Here is a 15106-nt window from a genome sequence, read left to right on the forward strand (position 1 = left end):
GTAAATGCTTGTTGACTCAGGCCACTGGCAGGCTCACGCCATGCAGGCTGAAGACGGAGCGCCATAGCTGGTAGGCTTCCTCTTCCGGGTCGATGATGATCCGGTGGTTCAGGCTCTGGTTGTATTCTTCCCGCTTGGCCGGGTCGGACAATACCTCGTATGCCTTGACGATGGCCTTGAAACGGGCGTCGGCACCCGGCTCGGGATTGCGGTCCGGGTGGAAGCGCATCGCCAGCGAGCGGTAGATCTTCTTGATCTCGTCTTCCGTCGCGTTCGGAGCGATGCCGAGCACGTTGTACAAATTATCCATGGTTTTATCCTGCCTCGTAACTCTCGTCCAAAACGTGGGCGTAAGGGCGAATTATCCTATAGAAAACCATCGGCCGTCCCGCCGCGCAGGCGTGCGTACGGTAAAATGGCCGTCAATCGACTCCCATACCTGCCTTCGTACATGAGCAACGACAAAAAGACAGCCGCAGCGGCCCCAGCACCGAATTTCCTTCGCAACATCGTCGAGCATGACCTGGCCACCGGCGCGCACCAGCGCGAGGGACTGCCTTCCGTCATCACCCGGTTCCCGCCCGAGCCGAACGGTTACCTGCACATCGGCCATGCCAAGTCGATCTGCCTGAACTTCGGCCTGGCACGCGATTACCAGGGGCGCTGCCACCTGCGCTTCGACGACACCAATCCCGCCAAGGAAGAGCAGGAATACGTCGACTCGATCATGGACAGCGTGAAATGGCTGGGCTTCAGCTGGGAAAACCAGGATCCGGCCGGCGGCGACGCCTACCTGCACTATGCCAGCGATTATTTCGACCGGTTGTACGAGATGGCGGAATACCTGATCACGGCCGGCTACGCCTACGTGGACAGCCAGAGCGCCGAGGAAATGGCGGCCAACCGGGGTAATTTCAATACGCCGGGCGTGAATTCGCGGTTCCGCAACCGCCCCGCCGAGGAATCGCTGCAACTGTTCCGCGACATGAAGGCGGGCAAGTACGCCGACGGCGAACACATCCTGCGCGCCAAGATCAGCGAAGACGCGATGGCATCGCCGAACATGAACCTGCGCGATCCGGCCATCTACCGGATCCGCCACGCGCACCACCACCGTACCGGCGACAAGTGGTGCATCTACCCGATGTACGACTACACGCACCCGATTTCGGATGCGCTGGAAAACATCACGCACTCGGTGTGCACGCTGGAATTCCAGGATCACCGCCCGTTCTACGACTGGCTGCTGGAAACCCTGGCCGAAGGCGGCTTCTTCAAGAAGCCCCTGCCGAAGCAATATGAATTCTCGCGGCTGAACCTGACATACATCGTCACGTCCAAGCGCAAGCTGCGCCAGATGGTCGAGGAAGGCATCGTCGACGGCTGGGACGATCCGCGCCTGTCCACCCTGGTGGGCATGCGCCGCCGCGGCTTCACGCCGGAAGGCATCCAGCTGATGGCCGAGCGCACCGGCGTGACGAAATCGGATGGCTGGATCGACTTCGGCGTGCTGGAAGGCGCCGTGCGCGAAGACCTGGATCCGAAGGCGCCGCGCGCCATCGCCGTGCTCAAGCCGCTGAAACTGATCGTCGACAATTTCCCCGCCGGCGACAGCGTGGAATGCAGCTCGCCCGTGCACCCGCACCACCCCGAGCTGGGCAACCGCACGTTCCCGTTCACCCGCGAACTGTGGATCGAGGAAGAAGACTTCATGGAAGTGCCGTCGAAGGGCTATTTCCGCTTCTATCCGCCGATCGGCGACCAGCCGGGCGCGCGCGTGCGCCTGAAGTATGGCTTCGTGGCCGAATGCACCGGTTACGACAAGGACGAGAACGGCAAGGTGACCGCGGTGCACGTCAACTACTTCCCCGACAGTAAATCGGGTACGGACGGCGCCAACAACTACAAGGTCAAGGGCAATATCCACTGGGTCAGCGCCAGCGCCGCGCTGGAAGCGGAAGTGCGGCTGTACGACCGCCTGTTCACGGATCCGCAGCCCGATGCCGGCGGCAAGGACTTCAAGGAATTCCTCAACCCGAAAGCCAAGGAAGTCGTCACCGCCTACCTGGAGCCGGGCCTGAAGGATGCGCAAGCCGAACAGCGCTTCCAGTTCGAACGGCACGGCTACTTCGTGGCCGACCGGGTCGATTCCCGGCCAGGCAAACCCGTGTTCAACCGGATCGTGACGCTGAAAGACAGCTGGGGCAGCACGAAGTAACCAGGCAGACGAGGCCGCCCGCGAGGCGGCCTTTTTTCAGGCGTGGCCAGACACCTCCAGTCACAATGACTAAATGCCCTTCGGTTGTCCATGACAGCAGGAACAAGCCTGTGGCCACCGCAACGATTAACGTCCGATAGTGGCTTTGTTCTTGACGCAGCTCACACCGACTGCCTATATTTTGACCACGAACCCTGCTACCTCCGCACGCCGTCCATGAATCAACCTCTGTCAGGAAAACTGCACGAAGCCAAACCTTCCTGGTGGAGCGGCGTATTGCTGTCGATGCTGGTGGGCGCGGGTTTCTATGCATGGATGGCCAATTCGCTGGAAAGCGAGGCGCTGGACCGCTTCCGCAACCAGGCCCGCAGCATCCAGTACAACATTGCCGGCGGCATCAAGGCGTGTACCGACGTGCTGCGCGGTACCGCCAGCCATTTCCAGGCCAGCGAAGGCATGTCGCCGCAAAGTTTCCACCGCTACGTGCGCGGCCTGGACATTCCCCACAACTTCCCATCCATCGCCAGCATCAACTTTGCCCAGTACGTGCCGCATGAACGCCGCGCCGCGTTCGAACAGCAGATGCACAGCGCGACGGTGCGTGAACTGGGCTATCCGGAATTCCGCATCTCGCCACCCGGCCAGCGCGCTTCCTACACCGTCATCACGCTGCTTGAACCGATGTACAGCGCCAAGGCCAAGTTCGGCTACGACCTGGCATCGCGCCCCGGCGCCGCCCAGGCCCTGGACATCGCGCGTGACACGGGCACGATTTCGAGCTCCGGCTTGCCGGTGCAATTGCCGGAAGCGCCCACCCAGTTCGGCATGCCGCTGCGGCTGCCCGTCTACCGCGCCGACATGCCGGTCGATACGGTGCCGCAGCGGCGCGCCGCCTACCTGGGGTCGGTCGGCATCGGCTTTTCGGTGCCGCGCCTGGTGGAGGCGGCGATGGTCGATACGCCGGTGCGTGAAATCCGCGTGCGGCTGTACAACACCGCCCCCGGCACGCCGCCGAACAGCAAGGCGCCCCCCGGCCACCTGCTGTTCGACAGCGTCGAACCGTCCGCCGCGCAGGCGCCGCCGGACAGCCATGTGCAACTGAGCCTGCCGCTGAACTTCAACGGCCGGGTGTGGCAAGCGTACTTCGATGCGCCCCGCTCCTCGCTGTTCTCGACGTTCGACGCCTACCTGCCATGGCTTGCCGCCCTGGTCGGCTTCGTCAGCACGCTGTTGATGTATGCGCTGTTCCATGCCCAGGTCTCGTCGCGGCGCCGGGCGCTGCAGATGGCGCGCGACATGACGCGCGAATTGCGCGACAGCCAGGCCAAGCTGCAACTGTCGCACCAGCGGCTGCGCCGGCTGGCTGCCCATGCCGAGCAGATCAAGGAAGAAGAGCGCAAGCGTATCGCCCGCGAGATCCATGACGACCTGGGGCAGAACCTGCTGGCGCTGCGCATCGAGGCCGATATCCTGGCCAGCCGCACGTCGGTGCGCCATCCGCGCCTGCATGCGCGCGCCACCGCCACGCTGAAGCAGATCGACGACACGATCCGCAGCGTGCGCAACATCATCAACGACCTGCGGCCGAACGTGCTGGACCTCGGCCTGTCCGCCGCCGTCGAATGGCAGACCACGCAGTTCCGCAAGCGCTCCGGCATCGAATGCGACGTGGTGGACCCGGAGGGCACCCCCGACGTGGATGACCGCTGTGCCGTGGCGCTGTTCCGCGTACTCCAGGAATCGCTCAGCAATATCCAGCAGCATGCCCGCGCCACGCATGTGCGCGTCGAATTGCGCCAGCTCGGCGGTACCCTGCGCATGACCATCGCCGATAACGGCATCGGCTTGCACGACGGCAGCCGCAACAAGAATGGCTCATTCGGCCTGGTCGGCATCGAGGAACGCATGAGCCTGCTGGGCGGCGATTGCTCGATCGTCAGCCGGCCGCACGGCGGCACCACCGTCACGGTGACCGTGCCGATGGCCTGGCGTGCCACGCAGCCGGCCGGGGCGTTCGCCAACTGACCCTGGTTTTGCTGCGCTGTTCCGCACACCGTTGCCGAACCGCAACAGGATCCCCCTTTTCACGCTTGACACCCCGCACACGATTGAACGCGCGGCGTTGCTGTACGGAATCTGATCTTATACTGAGGCCTGTGGATATTTCCACGCATCAACATGCCGTGGATTGCCGTTCCCGGCAGTCACTTTCCCCAGTTACCACCAGAGAGGATTTACATGATTTCTTTCGAGCAATTCAAACCGTTCGCCGAACTCGACCTGGAGCCCATCAAGGTCAAGCTGATGCATGAAGAATCCGGAGAGGGCTGGTCGCTGGAGAAGGTCAATGCGGTCGAGTTCGAATATCGCCGCTTCCTGTTCCTGATGAAGGCGTTCCCGAATGAACAGACGGCACCGCTGATGGACGTGGACACGTTCTGGCACTACCACATTCTCGATACCATGAAATACGCCGTGGATTGCGAGAAGGTGTTCGGCTACTTCCTGCACCACTTCCCGTACATCGGCCTGCGCGGCGAGGATGACGTGGAAGCGCACCGCCGCGTGGGCGACCGGATGAAGGAACTGTACGAGGAAACCTTCGGCGAGCCGTACCTGCGCAACGCCGCCCCGGCCTACTCCGGCCGCATCGGCACGGACACCGCCTACTCCGGCCGCATCGGCACGGACACCGCTTACTCCGGCCGCATCGGGACGGAAACCACCGATTCGCAGCGCATCAGCACCGAGGCCGCCTATTCCGGCCGCATCAGCAACGACACCGCGTATTCCGGCCGGATCGGTACGGACACCGCCTATTCGGGCCGCATCAGTGCGCAAACCGCGTACTCGGGCCGGATCGGCACCGATACCGCGTATTCCGGCCGGGTTGCCTATTCGGGCCGCATCAGCGAACCGACCGTTGCCGCGAAGACCGCCTACTCGGGCCGCATCAGCGATGCGAACGTGAATCCGCAAACCGCATATTCCGGCCGCGTGGGTACCGACACGGCCTACTCGGGCCGCGTCAGCGCCACCACGGCCTACTCGGGCCGGATCGAGGCAGCGCCGGCGCAGAACGCCAAGGCGGTAGCGTTCTACACGGAGCGCCCGCGCCTGGCCTGATCGCCCCAAAAGTAAAAACGGCCGGTTCCACGTGGGGACCGGCCGTTTTTTTTCGCAACGGACGCAATGCATCGACGCTCGGCGCGACAACACTCAGCGGATCGTCACCCGGTGCAGCATCGCCCGGCGCGCCGGTACTCAGTGCGTCATCAATTCGCGCAGTTCGCGGATCGAGTAATCGCTGATCTCGTGCATGCGGATCAGGATCGTGGCGCCGATCGGCAGCGTATTGTGGCGGATCTTGCTGATGACCGGCGGTGCCACCTCGAGCGCGCGGGACAATGCCGCGTCGTTCTTCAGTTGCAGCTTGCTGATGATCGCATCGAGGACGCGGTTCGGATTATAGGACGGGGATGCGGTCAGGTCTTTCAGGAATGACATGTCAAACTCTCTCGGGCAGTGCTCTTGTAAAGCAGTAGCAGGGTTACCAATGTTCGCCGGCTCGTTACCGGTCTACGGAGTGCCAAACGATCGCTCACGGCGAATTAGTTTGTATGCGGACAATATGGTACACCGATTTGCTTTATTTTTGGCAACTTGCGTGAGAATTGGAGAGATTCCACTACTACATTCTGTGTTATGCGGATGGTCGTGGACACTCGCGCGCCAGCCGCAGCAGGAGCCAGTACCACGTCACGGCCGTCAATGCCGCGAGTTCGGCCAGCACGAACGGCATCAGCAAGGCCGCGCTTTCCTGCCGCACCGCCGGCGATTGTTGCCTGCCCACCTGGTGCCAGCCCAGCTGGTGCCACCCCAGTTCGCGGCGGATCTCGTCCGGCGATGGCAACGGCAACCCGGCGCGGGAGGAAACCCGGCGCCGGGCCATCCAGGCCCGTACTTCTTCCTTGCTGGGATGCTGGCGGTTCGCGTCCATACGACCTCCTGATGGTGTCTGCCTACGTTAGTCGCAAGCGACAACCGCGCGTTTGCGCCGGGTCAATCCTGCCGGACGCCTGTCACGCTTTGTAGCCCATGGGCAACAGTCGGGTAGCGCAGCCGCATGCCCAGTTCGTTCTTCAGGCGGCCGTTGGCGAGCCGGCGCGATTCGGACATGAACGACAGCAGCGTGGGCGAGACCACCTGGGCCAGCTGCGCGCGCGGCAAACGGGGCGGCCGGGGCAGCCCGACCGCGTCGGCCACGGCATCGAAGTACTCGGCCATGCGCATGCGGCTGTCGTCGACCGCGTGGTAGACCCGTTGCGGCCGGCCGCGGTACAGGGCCGCGCGGACCAGCGCCGCCAGGTCGTCCGCGTGGATGTGGTTGGTGTAGACGTCGTCCGCGGCGTCCAGCGCGGGGGTGCCCTGGCGCAGGCGCTCCAGCGGCAGGCGGTCCGCCGCATAGATGCCGGGCACGCGCAGGATGGAGAGCTTGCCCTGGGCACGGCGCGCCCAGCCGCGCAGCACGCGTTCCGCGTCGACCCGGCGGCGCGCCCGGATATTGCGGGGCGCCACCGGCTGCGTTTCATCGACCAGGCGGCCCGCCAGGTCGCCATAGACACCGGTGGTACTGACATAAACGACCCTGGCCGCCTCGGGTAGAATGGCGGTCACATTGCGGGTGCGGGTGTCGCGCTCGCCGGCGGCCGGCGGCGGCGCCAGGTGGAGTACCGTGTGCGCCAGGCCAGCGAGCCGGCGCAGCGTGGCCGGCTGGTCGAGGTCGGCCAGCACCGGCACCGCGCCCGCCGCGCGCAGCACGCCGAAGTCGGCCCCGTCGCGCGTCACGGCGAACACGCGGTAGCGCGCGCAAAGCAGCGGCAACAGGCGCATGCCCACGTCGCCGCAGCCGAGGATCAGCAGGCGCGGCTTGCCGAGCCGCGGCTGGTCGGAGCGCGTTTGCGCCAGGGACGGCTGGCCCGGCATCCGGCCGGAATTTTGTTTGCGTAAGCTTTTCATCTCAAGGATTGTATGACGTTTCAGATTACTGTTCAGCCCAGCGGCCACCAGTTCGCATGCGACGAAGACGAAACCGTGCTGGCGGCCGCGATGCGCGCCGGCGTCGGGCTGCCGTACGGCTGCAAGAACGGCGCCTGCAGTTCCTGCAAGGGCAAGGTGGTCAGCGGCGCCGTGACGCACAAGCCGCACCAGCGCCGCGCGCTGTCCGAGGAAGAGGAAGCCCAGGGCATGTCGCTGTTCTGCTGCGCGCTGCCCCATTCCGACCTGGTGATTTCGGCCCGCGAGGTGGCCGGCAGCGGCGACTTCCCCGTCAAGAAGATGCCGTCGCGCGTGACCACGCTGGAGAAAGTGGCGCCGGACGTGATCGTGATGACCCTGCAGCTGCCCGCCAATGAAGTGCTGGAATACCGCGCCGGCCAGTACATCGAATTCCTGCTGCGCGACGGCAAGCGCCGCAGCTACAGCATGGCCAGCGCGCCCGGCGCCGGCCCGATCACGCTGCACATCCGGCACATGCCGGGCGGCCTGTTTACCGACCAGGTATTCAGCACGATGAAGGAGCGCGACATCCTGCGCTTCGAAGGTCCGCTGGGCACCTTCTTCGTGCGCGAGGATTCCGACAAGCCGATGGTGCTGCTGGCCTCCGGCACGGGCTTCGCGCCGATCAAGGCGATCGTCGAGCAGATGCAGGCTTCCGGTTCGCAACGCAAGATGGTGCTGTACTGGGGTGGCCGCCGGCCGCGCGACCTGTACATGCATGCGCTGTGCGAGCAGTGGGCGCGCGAACTGCCGAACTTCAGCTATGTGCCCGTGGTGTCCGACGCGCTCGAGGAAGACGGCTGGACCGGCCGCACCGGCTATGTGCACCAGGCCGCGGTGGCCGACCTGCCCGACCTGAGCGGCTGGCAGGTGTATGCCTGCGGCGCGCCGATCGTCGTCGAATCGGCCAGGCGCGATTTCGTGGCCCGCTGCGCCCTGCCGGAAGACGAATTCTACGCCGACGCCTTCACCACCGAAGCCGACCTGGCCCAACCTTAATCACCCGCGCGATCCCGGTTCCCGCCGGCCCCACCGGCCGGACGGCGGGGCCGCGTTTTCACTACTGATCGCTTCATGTCCTCATCCAACGGCTTCGCCGTCCTGCGTCACCGTAACTTCTCGTTCTACCTGTCCGCCCGCATCCTCGGCACGCTTGCCGTGCAGATGCAGAACGTCGCCGTCGGCTGGCAGGTGTATTCGATGACGCACAACCTGTTCTACCTCGGCATGATCGGCCTGGCGCAGTTCGCCCCTTTCCTGCTGCTGATCCTGCCGGCCGGCCACGTTGCCGACCGCTACAACCGCCGCAACATCGTCACCGCCTGCCTGGCCACGCAATTGCTCGTCGGCCTGCTGCTGCTGGCGTTCGCCCACAGCGCCATGCAGGTCGTCTGGCCGATATTTTGCGTGCTGGTGCTGTTCGGCAGCGCGCGCGCCTTCATGGGCCCGGCCACGCAAGCCATGCTGGTCAACCTGGTGCCCCAGCAGGACCTCAGCAAAGCCGTGGCGCTGTCGTCGTCGAGCTTCCATGTCGCCGTGATCCTCGGCCCCACGCTGGGCGGCCTGCTGTATCTCCAGGGCCCGGTCGCCGTGTACGCGATCGCCGCCGCGCTGCTGCTGGTGGCGACGGTGCTGATGGCGATCACCAAGGCGCCGCCGCAGGCCAGTAACCGCGAACCGGCCACCTGGCACAGCGTGCTGGAGGGCCTGCGCTTCGTCATGTCGCGCCCCATCGTGCTGGGCGCGATCTCGCTGGACCTGTTCGCCGTGCTGTTCGGCGGCGCCACCGCACTGCTGCCGGCGCTGGCTCACGACGTGCTGCACGTGGGCCCGACCGGCCTGGGCCTGCTGCGCACCGCACCCGGCGCCGGCGCGGCGCTGTGCTCGATCGCGCTGGCCTTCTTCCCCATCACGCGCCGGGTCGGTGCCTGGATGTTCGGCGGCGTGGCCGTGTTCGGTGTCGGCACCGTGGTGCTCGGCACCACCACCACCTTCGCCGTCGCCCTCGCCTGCCTGCTGCTGATGGGCGCCGGCGACATGATCAGCGTCTACGTGCGGCACCTGCTGGTGCAGTTCGAGACGCCGGATGCCATCCGCGGCCGTGTCAGCGCCGTCAACTCCGTGTTCATCGGCGCCTCGAACGAACTGGGCGAATTCGAGTCGGGCGTCACCGCCGGCTGGATGGGCCTGTCGCGCGCCATCGTCTTCGGCGGCGCCGCCACCCTGGCCGTGACTGGGGCATGGATCAAGCTGTTCCCGGTGCTGGCGAAGATGGACCGTTTCCCGCACCACGAGAAAGAACTGGCCGAACAGGCGAAGTAAGCCTTGAAAACGCGGCAATGTGCTGCACTTAACAACAAAAGGAGCCTGTACACCGTAACATCGACGCATACACAACGAGGAGGAGTAACGATGCAAGTTCAAGTCAATACCGACAAGGCCATCACCCATGACGCCAGCCTGGACGATCACGTCGAAGGCGTGGTGCGCTCGGCGCTGGAACGCTTTGGCGAGCAGGTCACCCGCGTCGAAGTCCACCTGGGCGACAACAACAGCAGCCACAAGTCAGGCCCCAACGACAAGCGCTGCATGATGGAAGCACGGGTCGCCGGCATTCCTCCGATCGCCGTGACCGACCAGGCCGGCGACCTGCGCCAGGCCATCTCCGGTGCCTCCGGCAAGCTGGTGCGTGCACTCGACACGGCGATCGGCAAGCGCAGCGACGTCAAGCACAACACGCCGGTGGCCGACCTGGTCGAGCCGGACCCGGTCCAGTCCGACGACTGAGCGGCAACCAAGCGGCAACTGACCGGCAACTGAGCGGCTGCTTCAGCGGCCGCCCCCGGCCAGGGTGCGCAGGTAAGACAGGCCGGCCAGTGCCCGGCTGCCGTACCACGACATCATCTCCCCATCCACCAGTTGCACCGGTCTGCCGACCTGCTTTTCCAGCGCGTCGGCATGCGCTTCCGTAAACCGGTAGGGTTCGGTGGACAGCAGCACCTGGTCGATGTCCGCCACCAGCGCATCGTTCCACTCGAAGCGGGGATAGCGGGCGGTGCCGAGGTCCGGCACGCTCCAGCCGATTTCCGCCAGCATCGCCGCGATGTAGGTCTCGCGCGACACGGTCATCCACGGGTCTTGCCAGATGCAATACAGCACGCGCTGCGGCGGCCCTTTCGGCATGGCGCGCAGGGCGGCCAGTTCCGCGGCGAAGGCATGGCACCAGCGGGCCGCCGCGGCCTCCGCGCAAAACACACCGCCCAGCAGGCGCGCCAGGTCCAGGTTGTCTTCGGGGCGCAGCGGGTGCGTGACGATCACGTTGGGCACGAATTCCGCCAGCAGGTCGACGGTGGGCTTTTCGTTTTCATCGATGTTGACCACCACGTGCGTTGGCGCCAGCGCGCGAACCTTGTCGAGGTTGACATCCTTGGTACCGCCGACCTTGGCGATGGGGCGCACCACGTCGCGCGGGTGGATGCAGAAGCCGGTCCGGCCCACCAGTTGCGGCGCCAGGCCGAGGGTGCACAGCAGCTCGGTAATCGACGGTACCAGCGAAACGATGCGGGCATCCGGGCGGGGCCGGTGCGCGCGGCCCAGGGCATCGGTGAACGTCATGTTGTTAGTTGTGGTCAAGGAAAGTAAAAGTAATGTGTTGAAACATGCCCAGGCACGATCCGGTGCCTTTCATGCGCTATCATGGCATGACTTCCTGGAAACCCCGCCGTGAAACTACTGAGCACTTTCGCCGCTTCTTCGCACGACCCCGCTGCCTTGCAATTGCTGCGCGACGCCGATATCGCCCGTGCCGGCGCGCTGCTGGCGCCCTGCCCCGTGATGCTGGCGGCGCCGGGAGAGATCATCTCCGCGCCGGCTTCGCCGCGCCTCGTGATCGTGCTGCGCGGCGCGCTGGCCGACGCCACCGGCGACGGTGCCACCACCAGGATCCTGCCCGGCGAAAGCGCCGGCGAACAATCGGTGCTCGATGGCGAGGCCGACCTGTCGGGCCTGACGGCGCTGGAAGAAAGCGAATTGCTGCTGGTCGACGCCGACCTGGCGTGGCGCCTGATCGAGGAAGCCGACGGCGTGGCGCGCAACCTGCTGCGCCTGCTGTCGTTCCGTATCCGCGCCGCCAGCATGCAGTTGCGCAGGCGGCAAAAGCTGGGCGAGTTCTACCGCCAGCTGTCGCTGAACGATGGCTTGACGGGCCTGTACAACCGGGCCTGGCTGAACGACGTGCTGCCGCGGCTGGTGTCGAGCGCCCACGCGACCCGCGCGCCGCTGTCGCTGGTCATGCTCGATATCGATCATTTCAAGAAATTCAACGATCGCCATGGCCACCAGCAGGGCGACAGCGCGCTGCGCATCGCCGCGCACGTGCTGGCCGGCGCCCTGCGCCCGAGCGATTTCGCGGTGCGCTATGGCGGCGAGGAATTGATGGTGATCCTGCCCGATACGCCGGGGCCGGTGGCGGCCGGCGTGGCCGAGCGGCTGTGCGAGCGCATGCGCGAAGCGGTCGTGTTCGACGACATGCGCCAGCCGCTGCCCCATATCACCGCCTCGTTCGGCGTGGCGTCGCTGGCCGATGCGCAGGACGACCACGGACTGATCGCCGTTGCCGACGGGGCGCTGTACCGCGCCAAGGAAGCCGGGCGCAACCGGGTCGTGGTGGCGGCGCAAGCTGCACCGGCCTGAAGCAAGCTCAGGCGGCTTCCGGCTCTTCCTTCGGCTCCGCGGCGCGGGCCGCGAAAGCGTCGAATCCCTTCATCACGAATTCGTAGGTCTTGTCGACGTTGGCGGCTACGTCGCCGTCGAGCACCTTCAGGCCTTGCAGGATGTCGCGGGCTTCCTTGAAGCCCTGCTCGACACCGCTTTTCACCGTATCCATGAACTTTTGCAGCGCGGCGCCGTCTTCCATTTGCGGATTCTGGCGCCGGAACATGTCATAGAAACCGGTGGCCAGCGACACGATCCGGTCGGCCGTGGCCTGCGGCGAATTGTCCAGGCGGGCGGCATTTTGCACGGCATTCTCGCCCAGCTCGGCACGCAAGGCCTCGTTGATGCTGGTGATGGCCGACTTGTACAGCAGGGCCTGCGGATTGCTGCCCACGCCGATCGAAATCGATGCGGAAGCTTCCATGATCGATACGTTCAGCTGCATTTTCGCCCGGGCCGCGGTGACTTCGCCCTGGTTGGCCACCTTCGAATCGGTCGAGATGGCCTTTGAATTGAGGGAAATGCTGTTTGCCACGATAATCTCCGGTTATGACACGACTAAGCCACTCATGAGCGACCACACCTTTCTCTGGCACGACTATGAAACGTTCGGGGCCGTGCCGCGCCGCGATCGTCCCGCGCAATTTGCCGCCATCCGCACCGATGCCGACCTGAACGAGATCGGCGAACCAGTCATGCTCTACTGCAAGCCGGCGGACGATTACCTGCCCGACCCGCAGTCCTGCCTGATCACCGGCATCACGCCCCAGCACGCCTTGCGCGAAGGCGTGCCCGAGCACCAGTTCGCCGCCACGATCCTCGATCTGTTCGCGGAGCCCGGCACCATCGGCGTGGGCTACAACACGATCCGCTTCGACGACGAATTCACCCGCTTCCTGTTCTGGCGCAACCTCATCGATCCTTACGCACGCGAATGGCAAAACGGTTGCGGCCGCTGGGATCTGCTCGACGTGGTGCGCATGTGCCACGCCTTGCGGCCCGACGGCATCGAGTGGCCACAAGGCGATAACGGCAAGACCAGCTTCAAACTTGAATTATTGACATCAGTCAACAATCTGGCGCATGAGGCGGCGCACGACGCCCTGTCCGATGTGCGCGCCACGATCGCGCTGGCGCGGCTGATCCGCGACAGGCAGCCGCGCTTGTGGGACTTCTGCCTGGCCCTGCGCGACAAGGGCCGCGCGGCGGACGAGATGGGCCTGCACCTGGCGCGCGAACTGCGCAAGCCATTCCTGCACGTGTCCGGCATGTTCCCGGCGGAACGGGGTTGCCTGGCGCTGGTATGGCCGCTGGGTGTGCACCCGACGAACAAGAACGAAGTGCTGGTGTGGGATTGCAGCCATGACCCGCGCGAACTGTTCACGCTCGACGCGGAAACCATCCGCACCCGGCTGTTCAGCCGTGCCGACGCGCTGCCGGAAGGCGTGACGCGCCTGCCCATCAAGAGCGTGCACCTGAACAAGTCGCCCATGCTGGTGGGTAACCTGAAGACGCTGAGCGCGGACATGGCCCGGCGCTGGGGCATCGACCTGGAACTGGCGCTGGCGCACGCGCAATACGCCGCGAGCGGGCCCGACCTGTCAGCGCTGTGGGAACAGGTGTTTCACCGCCCACCGGCGGAGCCGGCCGATGTCGACGAAGACCTGTATGGCGGCTTCATCGGCAAGGACGACCGCCGGCTGCTCGACTCGCTGCGCCGCGAAGCGCCCCACAAGCTGGCCACGATGTCGCCGCATTTCCAGGATGACCGGCTGGCCGAGCTGCTGTTCCGCTACCGCGCCCGCAACTTCCCCGACACGCTGTCGGAGCAGGAGCATGAACATTGGGAACAGCACCGCGCCGCGCGGCTGCTGGAAGGCGCCGGCGGCGCCCGCAGCGTCGACCAGCTGTTCGGCGAGATCGACACGCTGGCGCAGCAAGCCGACGAGCGCGGCGAGGAAATCCTGGGCGCGCTGTACGACTACGCCGAGATGATCGTGCCGCAGTCGTACTAGGCAACATGAATGGGGACGGACCCTGATGCCGTTAAGTTAAGCGTTACCCGCACATTGACGGTGCAAGAATTCACCCCAAAAGCGAAGGGCTGGGGTCAGACCCGCCGGGTCTGACCCCGGGGTTTGCACTTGGGGTGGGCTTAACTTAACGGCATTAGGAACGGACCCTGTTTTTCGGGAAACTTCAACATGGCGGCGGACCGGAACGCCGGACCGCCATGCCCGAGCAATTTCAGCGATGCGCGTTGATCGCCTGGCGCGTTTCTTCGGCCACGCGGCGCGCGGCCTGGGCGAAGTCCTCGCCGGCCTGCGGGGCAGCGTACAGGATCGCGCGCGACGAGTTGATCATCATGCCGGTACCGGCATCGGTGCGGCCGGCGCGCACGGTGGCTTCGATATCGCCGCCCTGTGCGCCGATGCCGGGGATCAGCAGCGGCATGTCGCCGACGATCGCGCGCACGGCACGGATTTCCTCAGGGAACGTGGCGCCCACCACCAGCGCGCACTGGCCGTTGCTGTTCCACTTGTCCGCCACCAGTTGCGCCACGTGCTGGTACAGCGGCTTGCCGTTCACTTCCAGGAATTGCAGGTCGGAACCGCCCGGGTTCGACGTGCGGCACAGCACGATCACGCCGCGCTGCCATTCCATGTACGGCTCCACCGAATCGGCGCCCATGTACGGGCTGACCGTGACGGCGTCGGCGCCATAGCGGTCGTAGGCTTCGCGCGCGTATTGCTTCGCCGTGGCGCCGATATCGCCCCGCTTCGAGTCGAGGATCAGCGGGATGTGCGGATGCCGGTGGCGCAGGTAGGCGGAAATCCGCTCCAGCTGGCCTTCGGCGCCCAGTGCCGCGAAGTAGGCGATCTGGGGCTTGAACGCGCAGGCCAGGTCGGCCGTGGCGTCGATGATCTCGGTGCAGAAGCGGAAGATGCCATCCGGGGTGCCGCGAAATTGCGCCGGCAGGCGGTCCATGTCCGGGTCCAGCCCTACGCACAGCAGCGAATCGTTGGCGGCCCAGGCGGCGTTCAGTTTGTTGATGAAATTCACGGCGGCCCCTTTATCGAAAATTGTGCAAACCCACCATTATAGAGGAAGCGGGTG

15 protein-coding genes are annotated in these 15106 nt (G+C 65.3%); 8 read left to right on the forward strand and 7 right to left on the reverse strand.

Features of this window, described 5'->3' with window-relative positions:
* Positions 1 to 16 precede the first annotated feature (16 nt).
* Positions 17 to 310, reverse strand: coding sequence for a DnaJ domain-containing protein (locus EYF70_RS21845; RefSeq protein WP_131147285.1), 294 nt, complete (start codon positions 308 to 310; stop codon positions 17 to 19).
* Positions 311 to 451: 141 nt separating this feature from the next.
* Here EYF70_RS21845 and EYF70_RS21850 point away from each other — a divergent pair, with 141 nt between their 5' ends.
* The 3 genes from EYF70_RS21850 to EYF70_RS21860 all read left to right on the forward strand — a co-directional run bounded on the left by EYF70_RS21850 (position 452) and on the right by EYF70_RS21860 (position 5344).
* Positions 452 to 2218 carry a glutamine--tRNA ligase/YqeY domain fusion protein gene (locus EYF70_RS21850; protein ID WP_131147286.1) on the forward strand — a complete coding sequence of 589 codons (1767 nt, stop codon included), beginning with the start codon at positions 452 to 454 and terminating at the stop codon, positions 2216 to 2218.
* A 216-nt stretch (positions 2219 to 2434) separates the two neighbouring features.
* Positions 2435 to 4243 (forward strand): CHASE domain-containing protein, encoded by a 1809-nt coding sequence (locus EYF70_RS21855; RefSeq protein WP_229420499.1) that lies wholly within the window; start codon positions 2435 to 2437, stop codon positions 4241 to 4243.
* A 213-nt stretch (positions 4244 to 4456) separates the two neighbouring features.
* Positions 4457 to 5344, forward strand: a complete 888-nt coding sequence (locus tag EYF70_RS21860) for a glycine-rich domain-containing protein (protein ID WP_131147287.1) — start codon at positions 4457 to 4459, stop codon at positions 5342 to 5344.
* 138 nt (positions 5345 to 5482) lie between these two features.
* On the opposite strand, the gene EYF70_RS21865 is transcribed toward EYF70_RS21860, so the two are convergent.
* The 3 genes from EYF70_RS21865 to EYF70_RS21875 all read right to left on the reverse strand — a co-directional run bounded on the left by EYF70_RS21865 (position 5483) and on the right by EYF70_RS21875 (position 7204).
* Complete coding sequence (locus EYF70_RS21865; RefSeq protein WP_131147288.1) at positions 5483 to 5725, reverse strand: hypothetical protein; 243 nt, start codon at positions 5723 to 5725, stop codon at positions 5483 to 5485.
* A 196-nt stretch (positions 5726 to 5921) separates the two neighbouring features.
* Positions 5922 to 6218 carry a hypothetical protein gene (locus EYF70_RS21870; protein ID WP_131147289.1) on the reverse strand — a complete coding sequence of 99 codons (297 nt, stop codon included), beginning with the start codon at positions 6216 to 6218 and terminating at the stop codon, positions 5922 to 5924.
* Between the two features lie 62 nt (positions 6219 to 6280).
* A complete protein-coding gene (locus EYF70_RS21875; protein WP_229420944.1) occupies positions 6281 to 7204 on the reverse strand; it encodes an SDR family oxidoreductase in 924 nt (307 codons plus the stop codon).
* Between the two features lie 45 nt (positions 7205 to 7249).
* On the opposite strand from EYF70_RS21875, the gene EYF70_RS21880 reads away from it, so the two are divergent.
* From EYF70_RS21880 to EYF70_RS21890, 3 genes are all read left to right on the forward strand, one after another.
* The gene (locus EYF70_RS21880; protein WP_131147291.1) at positions 7250 to 8275 is read left to right on the forward strand and encodes a CDP-6-deoxy-delta-3,4-glucoseen reductase; all 1026 of its coding nucleotides are present in this window, start codon (positions 7250 to 7252) and stop codon (positions 8273 to 8275) included.
* A 75-nt stretch (positions 8276 to 8350) separates the two neighbouring features.
* On the forward strand, positions 8351 to 9598 hold the full coding sequence (locus EYF70_RS21885) for an MFS transporter (protein WP_131147292.1): 1248 nt from the start codon (positions 8351 to 8353) through the stop codon (positions 9596 to 9598).
* 90 nt (positions 9599 to 9688) lie between these two features.
* On the forward strand, positions 9689 to 10063 hold the full coding sequence (locus tag EYF70_RS21890; RefSeq protein ID WP_131147293.1) for an HPF/RaiA family ribosome-associated protein: 375 nt from the start codon (positions 9689 to 9691) through the stop codon (positions 10061 to 10063).
* Between the two features lie 42 nt (positions 10064 to 10105).
* Here the strand turns inward: EYF70_RS21890 and EYF70_RS21895 are convergent, their stop codons facing one another.
* Complete coding sequence (locus tag EYF70_RS21895) at positions 10106 to 10891, reverse strand: helical backbone metal receptor (RefSeq protein WP_131147294.1); 786 nt, start codon at positions 10889 to 10891, stop codon at positions 10106 to 10108.
* Positions 10892 to 10999: 108 nt separating this feature from the next.
* Between EYF70_RS21895 and EYF70_RS21900 the strand changes: the two genes are divergently transcribed.
* The gene (locus tag EYF70_RS21900) at positions 11000 to 11968 is read left to right on the forward strand and encodes a diguanylate cyclase (RefSeq protein WP_131147295.1); all 969 of its coding nucleotides are present in this window, start codon (positions 11000 to 11002) and stop codon (positions 11966 to 11968) included.
* Between the two features lie 7 nt (positions 11969 to 11975).
* On the opposite strand, the gene EYF70_RS21905 is transcribed toward EYF70_RS21900, so the two are convergent.
* Positions 11976 to 12524: a DUF5610 domain-containing protein gene (locus tag EYF70_RS21905; RefSeq protein WP_131147296.1), complete on the reverse strand. Its 549-nt coding sequence runs from the start codon at positions 12522 to 12524 to the stop codon at positions 11976 to 11978.
* A gap of 34 nt (positions 12525 to 12558) precedes the next feature.
* Between EYF70_RS21905 and sbcB the strand changes: the two genes are divergently transcribed.
* Positions 12559 to 14004: an exodeoxyribonuclease I gene (gene sbcB / locus EYF70_RS21910; protein ID WP_131147297.1), complete on the forward strand. Its 1446-nt coding sequence runs from the start codon at positions 12559 to 12561 to the stop codon at positions 14002 to 14004.
* A gap of 232 nt (positions 14005 to 14236) precedes the next feature.
* On the opposite strand, the gene pyrF is transcribed toward sbcB, so the two are convergent.
* Positions 14237 to 15052, reverse strand: a complete 816-nt coding sequence (gene pyrF, locus EYF70_RS21915) for an orotidine-5'-phosphate decarboxylase (protein WP_131147298.1) — start codon at positions 15050 to 15052, stop codon at positions 14237 to 14239.
* Between the last annotated feature and the right edge of the window lie 54 nt (positions 15053 to 15106).

Origin of the sequence: Pseudoduganella albidiflava (genome assembly GCF_004322755.1) — a bacterium.
In the GTDB taxonomy this organism is placed as follows: Bacteria; Pseudomonadota; Gammaproteobacteria; order Burkholderiales; family Burkholderiaceae_D; genus Rugamonas; species Rugamonas albidiflava.